We start from the raw sequence: 12,472 nt of genomic DNA, 5'->3' as shown, positions 1-12,472 counted from the left end.
CATGATCCATCAACCTTCACCCACCAAATGCATTGCGCAGTATTTGATGGGTGAAGGTTTTGCGCAAATAAAAGCCTCTAGGACGAGTTTTAATACGTTGGCCCTCTGGTCCTAATGCATCGGTAAGCACTTTGCCATTAGCCGCTTTGGGGCGAATATGAAGTGCTTCACCTTGTCGAGAGGTAATAGATTCCACCTGTCCCGTAGCGATTTGTTCTACCAATTCTTCCCAGTCATTTCTGAGAATTTCGTTTTCATCCTCATTTGGACGCCAATAAAACCCGGTCGCCACACGCCTGTATGCTAACGGAATGGCTCTGTCGCCTTCTATGGGTAACCATAGTACTTGCTGTAGCTTGTTCCGAACATTTGAGGTTTCCCACGTGATCCCCGGTGCCATTAAAAGCGGCGCAAAACAAACATAAGTGGTTTCTAATGGTGAAAAGTTAGCATCGATTGGGATGGTTTTAAGTTCTATGCCTAACTCGGGGAAGTCCTGCTGTGGCTTTGAACCTGCACTGGCCCCAAGCCATTTCTCAATAAGCATGCCTGGCCACCCTTTGTGACGCTGTAAATTCGCAGGGATGGCAACATTGGCCATGTCAGCCAGTTCTCCTAAGGTTAAACCTGCAATAGCGTGGCATCGCGCTAAAAGACTATCTGGCGAAGATGGAGGTGATGAAGGAGGCTGCATAAAAAGTGGTTAATTTCCTGTTTAAAAGCGAAGGCGAACATTAAGACTATGATTGGAGCATAGTTTGTGGAAGAATGAAAACATATACAAGTATAGTGTGCCCGGGAGTCTATGTGATAGATGCCGATGGATTCCGTGCGAATGTGGGCATAGTGATTTGCAACAAAATGGGTCAAGTATTTTGGGCAAGACGTTATGGTCAACATTCATGGCAGTTCCCTCAAGGCGGAATTGATGAAGGGGAATCTGCTGAACAAGCTATGTACCGCGAGCTTCACGAAGAAGTAGGGCTGACACCGAAAGATGTCACCATTTTAAGTGTTACCCGTAACTGGCTTAGATATAAGCTACCAAAGCGATTAATTCGACAAGGCAGCAACCCTGTTTGTATAGGGCAAAAACAAAAATGGTTCTTGTTGCAGCTAGATTGCAACGAGCGCGACGTTAATGTGCTTAAAACAGGCCATCCTGAATTTGATGACTGGAGGTGGGTAAGTTACTGGTACCCCATTAGAAATGTTGTATCGTTTAAACGAGATGTATACAGACGAGTTATGAAAGAGTTCTCGCCGGTAGTTATGTCTGTGCAACATCGACCTCAACAGCGCCCAAATGTAGCCCCGCACAAGCGTGGTAAAAAGCGCAGGCGCGGTTAAGGCGATAATGGAAAAAGTGTAAAGGGGCAGAGATGTTAAAGGTGTCAGAGGCAGCGATGTGCAACACTAAACGACTAGCAAGCTGCAATTACACAAGGATAAACTAGTGAGCCCTCAGAGCCAGCAAGGCGCTATGTTAACTACATTGAAACGTATCGTGCAGGAAATGAATCAAATTCCTGCACTCGATACCGCTTTGTTTAAACTGGCCTCACGTGTAAAGCACACCCTCAGTGTTGACTCATGTTCTATTTATCTTGCCGATTACGACACGCAAGAATTCATTCTTAAAGCCACCGACGGCCTTCACCCCGATGCGGTAGAACAAGTTCGCATCGGTTTTTCGGAAGGTCTTATCGGTTTAGTTGGTCAACGTGAAGAACCGCTTAATATCGTAAACGCGCACAACCACCCTAGATTCAAACACTATCCCGAAGTAAAAGAAGAAAAGTATAATGCTTTTTTAGGTACGCCCATTATCAATCAAAGGCGTGTACTAGGTGTTATCACACTTCAGCAATCTCAGATGCGACGCTTTAGCGAAGATGAAGAGGCGTTTTTAGTTACCCTTGCTGCACAGCTTGCGTTAGAGATCACTAATGCTGACATACGCGGCGCATTGACACTCTCTAACTCCACCGACAACATTGCTCGACAAAAAAATGTGCGTGGCATTCCAGGCTCTCCTGGTTTAGCTATCGGTATCGGCGTATCGCCAGATAAATCGATTAACCTCAAAAACTGGGTAGTAAAACGCACACAGTCGCCGCAAGATCAAATTCAGCTTTACCGCAAAGGTGTTGAGGTAACAAGGGGGCATGTTGACGCCCTGTCTCAGCGATTGGATGACGGAATCCCCGATGACGTTAAATCCATTTTCCAGCTGTACCATCACCTATTAGATGCCAATAGTCTTGGGCGCGAAGTAGAAGAAAAAATTCGCAAAGGTTGGGATGCTGCATCGTCGTTGAAAATGGTAGTCGAAAGCTACGCAGCTCGTTTTCAGGCTATGGACGACCCTTACATGCAAGAGCGCGCTATTGATATTGTCGATTTATCCGACCGTATCCTAGCCAATATTTTGTATGAAGCGAATGGACAAAAAGTTTCTGAGCAGGTTATTACTGAGGCCAGTATTTTAGTCGCTGATGAAGTGTCAGCTCCCATGCTTGCTGAGTTTCCGCGAGATAAGCTCAAAGGCATTATCTCTATTCGTGGCTCGAACAACTCTCACGCAGCCATATTAGCAAGGGCTATGGGCGTGCCTGCCGTAATGGGCTGTCAAAACGTTACACCAGCGCTACTTGAAGACAAAGAAATACTGCTTGATGGCTATTCTGGCGAAGTCATTGTTTCTCCAGAACGTAATATTAAGACTGAGTTTATTCAGCTTATTGATGAAGAGTCTGCCATTGCAGAGAAAATTGACGCAGAGGCAGATAAACCGTGTGAGAGTGTTGATGGTTGCAGAATGTCCTTATACATCAACGCGGGTCTTTCTGCTGAAGTAGAGCTAAACGCTGAGCAGATTGGGGCAGGCGTGGGTTTATACCGCACCGAAATTCCCTTTATGCTTCGCGAGAGATTTCCTTCGGAGCAAGAGCAAGTACTGTTGTACCGTCAAGTACTTGAGGCGGCACCTTCGTTACCCATCACCATGCGTACACTCGATGTGGGGGGCGATAAACCACTGCCTTATTTCCCAATCAATGAAGAAAACCCGTTTTTAGGGTGGCGTGGCATACGTCTTACACTTGACCACCCAGAAATATTCTTGGTTCAGGTTCGCGCTATGCTTCGGGCAAGCGCAGGGCTAAGCAACCTTCAGATTATGCTGCCTATGATATCTACGGTATCTGAAGTGCAGGAATCTAAGCGCCTTATTAATCAGGCGTTTTATGAGATATCTGACGAAATTGCAGAGTCTGGACAAAGCCTGATTAAGCCAAAACTGGGTATTATGCTTGAAGTGCCGTCGGTACTTTATCAGCTACCTCAATTGGCCAAACACGTCGATTTCTTTTCAGTGGGCAGTAATGACTTAACCCAATATCTATTGGCGGTGGATAGAAATAACACGCGAGTGGCGGGGCTTTATAATAGCTATCATCCTGCCGTTTTAGGGGCGCTTTATGATGTAGTTCAAAAAGCTAATCAAAGCCAAGTGCCTGTTACTATCTGCGGAGAAATCGCGGGAGAGCCCGCGGGGGCGTTGCTGCTAATGGGAATGGGCTATCGCCGATTAAGCATGAACGGCTTTAACTTAAGAAAAATAAACTGGCTTATTAGAAAAGTCACGCTGGATGAATGTAAGCAGCTACTATCATTGGCACTCACCTCTGTAAGCCAAGAAGAAGTTTTTGTGCACTTGAATCAATACCTTGAAACTAAGGGCCTAGGAGGCCTTATCCGAGCAGGTGCCTAATAAATGGACCCATTTGTAGTAATTATTGTCAGCTGTTTGATCTTGGGCTCTGTGGTTGGAATTCTGGCGGGTATGTTAGGTATTGGGGGCGGTTTAATTATCGTACCTGCGCTGTCATACTTACTGATTCATTTTCTGGGCATGACTACTGAAACAGTTATGCCTGTCGCTATCGCAACATCCTTATCTACCATCATTTTCACGGGTATGTCGTCGGCTTTAGCACATTATAAACTGGGTAATATTCAGCGTCATATTGTGCTTTATACAGGGTTAGGGATTGCATTTGGCGCAATTGCCGGTGCCCAGGTGGCAAGTCATATTTCAGGTGAATTGCTAAAGGACGTGTTCGCCGTCCTGGTTATATTGATAGCTCTGCAAATGATTTTTGGCAAACAAAAAGCGTCTGAAAATGAAGCGTCCAAAGGGGCGTTAGCCGCTGTTGGTGGCGGAGCAGGCATGCTAAGTGCGCTAATGGGAATTGGCGGTGGCGCATTATTGGTGCCTGCTTTAGTGTGGTTTCGTGTTAATGTACGCGCGGCTATAGGTTGCGCCGCTTTTTGCGGGCTAGTTATTGCCGTTTTTGGTACCACCAGTTTTGTTATCGCTGGGTGGGGTGAGATAGATGTACCAGAATACAGTATGGGTTATGTTTATCTGCCTGCTACAGCTGGTATTGTTGCAACCTCCATGTTTACCGCAAACATAGGGGCAAAGCTCGGGCAGCGCGTTAATATACGTGTGTTAAAAGCGATGTTGGCTTGTTTACTTGTTTTAGTAAGCATTAGAATGATTTTAGGAATTGAATAAAATAATGGAACAGAGCAGTTATCTGGTATTTCCCAGTATCGACCCCGTTATCTTCAGTGTCGGTCCATTAAGTGTGCGCTGGTACGGCTTAATGTATTTGGTGGGCTTTATTGCCGCATACTTGCTGGCACAAAAGCGCCTTTCACAGACTAACTGGAGCCGTGAGCAGCTAAGCGATCTGCTTTTCTGGAGCTTTGTGGGCGTGATTTTGGGGGGGCGCATTGGCTATGTGTTCTTCTACCAGTTTGGCATGTTCTTAGACGACCCTCTGTATCTATTTAAAATTTGGGCGGGTGGAATGTCTTTCCACGGCGGCTTGTTAGGGGTATTAGCTGCCCTGTTTTGGCGCGCAAAATGTATGAATACCACCTTCCTACGTTTAGGGGATTTCGTTGCACCACTTGTACCCATTGGTTTGGGGGCTGGTCGAATTGGCAATTTCCTAAACGCAGAGCTATGGGGGCGCACCACGGACGTACCTTGGGCTGTTATTTTTCCTAACGCAGGTTATGTTCCTCGTCACCCGTCTCAGCTATACGAATTTGCGCTAGAGGGCGTGTTGCTCTTTGTTATCCTATGGCTTTATTCTGCCAAGAAGCGCCCGGTAGGGGCGGTGAGTGGTTTATTCTTGCTCGGTTACGGTAGCTTTAGGTTTATCGTTGAGTACTTCAGAGAGCCTGATGCTCATATTGGCTTATACCAAATGGGCCTAAGCCAGGGGCAACTTCTTTGTTTACCTATGATAGCTTTAGGAATAGGATTAATAGTCCGCGCTTATATGCGCGGGAAAGACCGTGTTGAACAACAAAAAATATAAGAATAACGATGAAAGAATATCTCGCATTAATGCGCCATGTACGTGATACGGGTGTGAAAAAGGAAGATCGAACTGGTACAGGTACATTAAGTGTATTCGGCTATCAGATGCGTTTTAATTTACAGGAAGGTTTCCCTTTGGTGACAACAAAGAAGTGTCACTTAAAATCAATTATTCACGAACTACTTTGGTTCTTAAAAGGCGACACAAATATTGCCTATTTAAAAGAACACGGCGTAAAAATTTGGGATGAATGGGCTACAGATGAAGGCGAGCTTGGCCCTGTATATGGCCATCAATGGCGTAGTTGGGATCGCGGTGACGGTACCTCTGTTGACCAAATTGCCGAAGTGGTAGAGCAAATTAAAAATAACCCTGATTCACGTCGTCTCATCGTTAGCGGCTGGAACCCTGCGGTATTGCCTGATACTAGCTATTCACCCAAAGAAAATGCGGCAATGGGCAAGCAGGCCCTTCCTCCATGCCATACGCTTTTCCAGTTTTACGTTTTAGAAGGCAAGCTAAGCTGCCAGCTTTACCAGCGTAGCGGTGATATCTTTCTTGGCGTTCCGTTTAACATTGCAAGCTACGCACTGCTTACCATGATGATTGCACAAGTATGCGACCTAGAGCCGGGTGATTTCATCCATACTTTAGGTGACGCACACTTGTATTCAAATCATCTTGAACAGGTAGAACTTCAGCTTAGTCGCGAACCGTTTGCCCGTCCGACGATGGAAATTAACCCAGATATAAAAGATATCTTTGGGTTTTCGTACGATGACTTCACGCTAAAGAATTACCAATCACACCCACACATCAAAGCCCCTGTAGCTATTTGAGGAGTTACCATGAGTACTCCCATATTGATTTGCGATGACTCGGGCTTCGCAAGGCGACAAATGGCGCGCAGTTTACCTGATGGGTGGGATGTCGATATCTCATTCGCCGAGAATGGCGAACAAGCCCTAGCTCTTATCCGAGAAGGTAAGGGCGACGTGGTGTTTCTCGACTTAAACATGCCGGTAATGGACGGTTATCAAACTATGGAGGCTATCCGTCAGCAGGACCTACCGTGTTTAGTGGTAGTGGTCTCCGGCGATGTCCAATCGCAAGCGCGAGAAAAAATGCTTGCCCTGGGTGCTTTAGATTTCATTCGAAAGCCAATTGATAATGAAAAGCTCAGCCACATCTTATCTTCCTACGGTATTTATAATGGTGAGAGCCATTCATCAGGGGCTAGTTTACAAAAGGCGCAGAGGCAAAGTGAGTCAAGTGCGCCTAAAGCCAAGGGCCCAACGAGCAACGAAGAGCAGTTAGACGCATGCCGTGAAATGGTCAATATCGCCATGGGTCGCGCGGGAGAAAATCTTGCCCAGCTGCTAGGTGAGTTTATTGACTTGCCCATACCTAATGTTAACTTAATTGAAAGCAACGAACTGTCTATGGCGATTGCCGAGATTAATCGTAATGACAGCGTTTCTGCGGTTTCTAAAGGGTTTATTAGCGAAGGTATAAGTGGTGAAGCTCTGGTTATCTTTAACGATACAAATACGCAAAACATTGTTGAGTTGTTGAAATACCCTTCGTCGGCATCGTCAGACAAGCTCGCTCTCGAAGCCCTTATGGACGTGTCGAATATTCTTATAGGCGCTTGTTTAAATGGCTTGTCAGAGCAGCTCAACGTCGCTTTTAGTCATACGCATCCTATTTTACTCGGCCGGCACCAAGGGTTATCAACGCTTCTAAGTGATAACGTACAGCGCTGGGGAAAATTAATGGCCATTGAGATTGGCTATGCGATAAAGTCGAGAGATATTTCCTTCGACCTTCTGTTGTTGTTTCCCGGTGATGCTATGAATCACATTTATGCACGGCTGTTCGATGATGGTTCGATAAAACAAGACAAGGGAAGTCTATGAATGCTTCAACTGGTACACTCGCTGCAGAAACCCTCGTTAGTTCATCTCACGTACCTGCAGAATTACTCGACTCAATTGAAGTAGGGATTGCGGTAATTGATCGCAACTTCAACGTGCAGGTCTGGAATAAATTTCTTGAGGATCATAGCGCTAAGAAAGCGAACGCTATGGTTGGGACTAGCTTGTTTTCTCACTTTCCTGAAATAGAAGAGAAGTGGCTTAGAACCAAAGTTGACCCTGTATTTAATTTAAAAAGTCCGGTGTTTATCATTTGGGAGCAGCGCCCTTACTTATTAAAGTTCGATTGTAATCGTCCGGTTACTTGCGCCGCTGAGTTTATGTACCAAAACGTGACCATCTTCCCTATTGTAGATAAAAGCGGACGTGTAGAGCGGTTCTGTATGCTGGTTTACGATGTGACCGAGCAGGCCCTGGGCAAACTGGGAATGCAGCATCTTAACGAAGAGTTGAAAACCGCAAGCCGAGTCGATGGGCTTACAGGGTTATTTAACCGCCGCTATTGGCAAGAGCGCTTTGATGAAATGCACAAGTTGTGTGTTCGGCGAGAAAAGCCTAGCACCGCCCTTATGTTAGACATCGACCACTTTAAGCGCATTAATGACACCTACGGTCACCAGGCAGGCGACAAAGTCATAAAAATGCTTGCTGCCCTGATTAAACGTTGTGTACGGGAAACCGATCTGGCGGGGCGTTATGGCGGCGAGGAGTTTGCAATTATCCTTAACGATTCAACGGTAGACGATGCAAAAGCGGTAGCCGAGCGTATCCGACAATTTGCACAGCGTTTGGTGGTTGAGCATGAGGGCGAATCAATAAACTTCACTGTAAGCCTTGGTCTCGCCCAGTTCTCTCCCGACTTTAAAGAACCGATGGCCTGGCTTGAATGTGCCGACCAAGCCCTTTACCAAGCCAAAGAAAATGGTAGAAACCAGTACCGCATTTACCGCTTAGACCAGAGCGCACTTTAGGAAAGCGCAAGGCGCAAGGTATTTCTAAGTTCCTGAAAGGTAACCGGCTTTACAAGGTGATAGCGAATGCCCGCTTGCAGTGAAGCCTCTTTATCATTTCGGTGGGCGTTAGCGGTAAGGGCAATTACAGGGAGGGTAGGGTGCCCTTCTTTCATTATTTTTGCTACTTCCAAACCGTTAATATCTGGCAGGTTGATGTCGAGTAACACGCAGTCAAAGACGGTTTCGTTAACTCGGCTAATGGCATCGTCGCCGGTATAACTCACCGTCACATTGTGACCCATACTTTGTAGCATATACTCCACCATCTCGGCGTTAATCGGTTCATCTTCAACAACTAATATGTTGGCCTTAGCTACATCTTTTATGACTTTTTTATTATTTACCGTTAGTTGATGAATGGCGTCTACAAACCGGTTTCTGTCGATGGGTTTAACAAAGCTCTGATATATGGGTAGCTCGCTGTTGGCGATAATATTTGCAATATCCGGTGTTGCCGATAATACGATGACCGGTGGCACTCGCTCTCCGTAAATGGCGCGCAGTGTTTTCACCAATTCAAGCCCATTCATCCCAGGCATATATAAATCGGCAATAATGCCCGAGAATTGAAGCACTTCTTCGTGAAGGTTCAAAAGGTTGGCGCCAGACGAAAATGCTCTTACGCTATACCCTTCTCTGGTAATAATGGACTGAAGGTGAAGCCTTGATATTTCTAAATCGTCGACAACCGCGAATTTGGCATTTGAAGGGGTAGATGACACCGATGGTGAATCTTCTAGGGGCTTTATAGGCAGTGCTATTTTAAATTCCGAACCGACGCCGACAGTACTATTAACCTGAAGAGTACCGCCAAGTCTATCAATACTGCGCTTGGCTACTGATAAGCCAATTCCTGCACCTGGGTAGCGCTGGCTTTGCGAATGCTCTCCTCTATAAAAGCGCTCAAACATGCGTTTCTGTGTACTATCATCAATGCCAATGCCAGTGTCATTTACGATGATTATTAGAAATATCCCCTTGTTTTTAACGAACGTTGTGACGGTTACGTCGATTAGACCCGTGGACGTGAACTTGACGGCATTGTCGAGAATATTTGTAACGACTTTAGAAAGAGCCATAGGATCGGTTTCAGTATAGCTAGGTACGCTATGACTGCAGTGCATGTTGAACTCGAGTTTTTTGTCTTTAATTCTAATCGAAAATGGGGATATGCATTCGTCTAACAAGCTGATCAAGTCCACCTTTGCAAGTTGTAGGTCATCCTCTATGTGATTATTGAGTATATCAGTAAGGTTGTTGGTTAAATTTAGCAGTCGATAACTGGATTGCTCTGCTTGTTGAATTAACCGAGTACGCTGATCTTCCAAATTAGGAATAAGCTCTAAGGCACTAATTATGGCGCTAATCGGGGCCCTAAACTCATGGCTGATAAGCTGTAAAAACTCTTTGCTCTGTAGGTCTTGATCATTATCAGCAATAGCAAGCCGTACCTTTGACTTGTTGAGTTTTCGCAGAGATTTCTTGGGTGAGCTTTTACTAATAATCCACGCACAAAGATACCAAAGAACCAGAACAACTGCGCCAAATAAAGTGGTTATCAACATCTTTTGCCGCAGTGCCTGTACACGGAGTAACGCCGCATTTTCTTCCGCTTGTAAGGTGCTTAGAAGAGGAAGAAGGCTAAAGCCATCATCAATATAAGGCTTCATTTCAGTAGGGGGGAGCGCCATAAGCGTATAAAGCAATATTCGCGTTGTTTTGGCGCTTTCTTCGGCTGTGGCTCTATTTAAACCTTTATATGCCTTTGTAAACTCTTCCTTAGAAACGGGCGCAGGAGCGTCGCTGACCCTCCATCTGTCTTGTAAATATCGATGTAACCCCTGGTACGTTACCTGTAACTGATGGGCTAGAGCGGTATGATTGCCATTATCGCTTTGAGTTTGTCTATTGAATTGGTGAATTCGATGTTCAGCGGTAATTATACTGTCTACTAAATCACTCTTTTGCTCAAGGTTAGTAATGGAAGACTGCTGTTTGGTGTTTAACACAAACAAGATTGAGATAATAATGGCCGCGAAAAACATAGCCGTGGCGTTTACTTTTGAAAAGGTAAAAGCGGCAAATGCCAATGATGACTTGCGTTGCGGTGGATCAGCCTTGTTTGCGCTCAAATTTCTTCCTTGCAAGAGTTTGTATTAACTACCTTCTTTAAATGTAGGCAACTAATACAAACTTGCAAGGTCACTAAATGTAGATAGCAACAGGGTGTAAGGAATTTATGGCGCTTCGACGCGCTTTATGTGCTCTCTTATGGAATATAAAAAGCAAAGGCTTGGGACCACCATGACAGCGGTCAAAATGAAAAACAAACTCCAGTTTCCATTAAGACTATCGACAACTAAACCACTGCTAGAAGCAACCAATGTTCGTCCTGCAACACTTAGTGAGGCCATAAGTGCATATTGAGTTGCGCTAAAAGCGCGGTTACATAAGAGTGATATAAAGGCGACCATGGCAACAGTGCTCCATGCTCCGGTAAAACCATCGACAATTACAGTGATGGCTAACAGTGAAGTTGAAGGTCCTGTTTGTGCGATAAGAGCAAACAGAAGGTTTGAAGCCGCCATGGCAACACCAGCAATCATAAGCCCTCGGTAAATACCATAGCGGATGTTCACTAACCCGCCAAGTAAAGAGAATATAATGGTCACCCACCAGTTAAGTAACTTTGAGTAAGTGGCGATATCGCTATTTGAAAAACCCACTTCTTTATAGAAGACGATGCTCATACGACCTAAAAACGCTTCTCCAATTTTAAAAAGAAAAATAAACAGTAAGAATGAAGCAGCCAGCTTGATGCCATTGCGGTTAAAGAACTCCGAAAATGGTGTTATGAGTGTTGTTCTTATCCAGTTAATTGCTGTAGAGCTGTTTGCGCCTACATCCGTTACTTGCTCAAGCAAAGCTTCCCTATTAACTGCGGGTTCATTAGCAAACCAGGTAGCTACTGCCAAAGAGGCCATAATAGCGCCAAGTAATAAGTAAATATCTGGCCAAGTCCAGGAAGTGAGGTCTGCTAAGAAAAAGGGGATAGCGCCAAGGCCACCGTAGCCCGTCCACCATCCAGCTGTTGCTACTGATGAGGCAGCAGACATACCATCTTTATCTTCTTTTTCAATACAATCAATACGAAAGCCATCAATAGCAATATCTTGGGTGGCAGAAGCAATGGCGATGAGTAAACCAATCAAGGCTACGTAGAATAGGTCTTGGTTTGCGGTAAGTTGGGACATGGCCAGACACAGGAAAACAACAGCGCTTTGCATCAAAAAGATCCAACCGCGTCTTTGTCCTAACAACGGCGGCTTAAGCTTATCGACAAGGGGCGACCATAAAAAATTAAATGAGTAGGTGGCGAAGATGATACCGAAAAGACCAATAGCCGAACGCGATAAACCTTCATCTTTTAGCCAAGCCGATAACACTGAACCAATCATGATCCAAGGAAAGCCGCTGGAAATGCCAAATAGAAAAATCGCTAGATAGCGTTTGTCGTTGAACGTTTTTAATGCAGTAAGCAATACTTCGGCCTTCGGCGTTGACTCAAAAGTGTATTGAGCCATGAACCATTGTGTTTAGCAATAAAACTGTGGGGGCATGATGAAATTTTAAGCGATACGTTTTAACCCAAGGGGGGAGTATACCGTTGTAAGTGAGCGGAAATTAGGGGCGGATCCCGACGCAATCCAGAGGGCAGTGCCCTAAACCTTCCAGAAAGTTAACACAGTTTGTTAACTCATCAACAAGAAACTGGTCTTTTGTTAGTTTATCTTCATTCCAGTAATGCACTTGATGAAGCAAATGCCAAAAAACACGCTCTTTTTGCGTATATGGCTGGGTTAATGTGCATTCAATTTGCCCCCATTCTTCCATACTATCCCAAAAGAATAGCTCGATCTCCTCGATAGGAAGCTCTCCCTGCCAAAATGCTCGCAAATAGAAACACAGCTGTTTCGCTTTGTTATCTACAAAATCTTGAACATTCACAAGCCACTCAACCGTCGTTGTTTGCTAAAAAATAGTATAGTCCATAACAAGATTACCATTGACTTCAGCACCCCATTATTCGTGTGAATAAAGGTAGGTAACTGTTTTG

11 protein-coding genes are annotated in these 12,472 nt (G+C 45.0%); 7 read left to right on the top strand and 4 right to left on the bottom strand.

What is annotated here, in order from left to right:
* Positions 1-16: 16 nt before the first annotated feature.
* Entirely contained in the window at positions 17-694 is a 678-nt protein-coding gene (mutH, locus tag ACXAFM_RS06475) for a DNA mismatch repair endonuclease MutH (protein ID WP_474827955.1), read from the bottom strand.
* Positions 695-807: 113 nt separating this feature from the next.
* On the opposite strand from mutH, the gene rppH reads away from it, so the two are divergent.
* From rppH to ACXAFM_RS06440, 7 genes are all read left to right on the top strand, one after another.
* Positions 808-1,350 carry an RNA pyrophosphohydrolase gene (rppH, locus tag ACXAFM_RS06470; protein ID WP_474830530.1) on the top strand — a complete coding sequence of 181 codons (543 nt, stop codon included), beginning with the start codon at positions 808-810 and terminating at the stop codon, positions 1,348-1,350.
* Between the two features lie 133 nt (positions 1,351-1,483).
* Positions 1,484-3,775, top strand: a complete 2,292-nt coding sequence (ptsP, locus tag ACXAFM_RS06465; protein WP_474835550.1) for a phosphoenolpyruvate--protein phosphotransferase — start codon at positions 1,484-1,486, stop codon at positions 3,773-3,775.
* 3 nt (positions 3,776-3,778) lie between these two features.
* On the top strand, positions 3,779-4,585 hold the full coding sequence (locus ACXAFM_RS06460) for a sulfite exporter TauE/SafE family protein (RefSeq protein ID WP_474833855.1): 807 nt from the start codon (positions 3,779-3,781) through the stop codon (positions 4,583-4,585).
* A gap of 4 nt (positions 4,586-4,589) precedes the next feature.
* Positions 4,590-5,402, top strand: a complete 813-nt coding sequence (gene lgt / locus ACXAFM_RS06455; RefSeq protein WP_474833853.1) for a prolipoprotein diacylglyceryl transferase — start codon at positions 4,590-4,592, stop codon at positions 5,400-5,402.
* Positions 5,403-5,410: 8 nt separating this feature from the next.
* Positions 5,411-6,244 carry a thymidylate synthase gene (locus ACXAFM_RS06450; RefSeq protein ID WP_474833851.1) on the top strand — a complete coding sequence of 278 codons (834 nt, stop codon included), beginning with the start codon at positions 5,411-5,413 and terminating at the stop codon, positions 6,242-6,244.
* Between the two features lie 9 nt (positions 6,245-6,253).
* Complete coding sequence (locus ACXAFM_RS06445) at positions 6,254-7,324, top strand: response regulator (protein WP_474833849.1); 1,071 nt, start codon at positions 6,254-6,256, stop codon at positions 7,322-7,324.
* On the top strand, positions 7,321-8,313 hold the full coding sequence (locus ACXAFM_RS06440) for a GGDEF domain-containing protein (RefSeq protein ID WP_474827946.1): 993 nt from the start codon (positions 7,321-7,323) through the stop codon (positions 8,311-8,313). Before ACXAFM_RS06445 ends, ACXAFM_RS06440 begins: the two co-directional genes overlap by 4 nt.
* On the opposite strand, the gene ACXAFM_RS06435 is transcribed toward ACXAFM_RS06440, so the two are convergent.
* From ACXAFM_RS06435 to ACXAFM_RS06425, 3 genes are all read right to left on the bottom strand, one after another.
* The gene (locus tag ACXAFM_RS06435) at positions 8,310-10,487 is read right to left on the bottom strand and encodes a response regulator (protein ID WP_474833847.1); all 2,178 of its coding nucleotides are present in this window, start codon (positions 10,485-10,487) and stop codon (positions 8,310-8,312) included. The genes ACXAFM_RS06440 and ACXAFM_RS06435 overlap by 4 nt on opposite strands.
* Before the next feature lie 105 nt (positions 10,488-10,592).
* Positions 10,593-11,939, bottom strand: a complete 1,347-nt coding sequence (locus ACXAFM_RS06430) for an AmpG family muropeptide MFS transporter (protein WP_474827942.1) — start codon at positions 11,937-11,939, stop codon at positions 10,593-10,595.
* A 100-nt stretch (positions 11,940-12,039) separates the two neighbouring features.
* Positions 12,040-12,363: a hypothetical protein gene (locus ACXAFM_RS06425; protein WP_474827940.1), complete on the bottom strand. Its 324-nt coding sequence runs from the start codon at positions 12,361-12,363 to the stop codon at positions 12,040-12,042.
* Positions 12,364-12,472: the final 109 nt, after the last annotated feature.

It is taken from the genome of Alteromonas sp. ABD4_190 (genome assembly GCF_056160105.1).
This window is presented reverse-complemented; position numbering and strand designations above follow the sequence as displayed.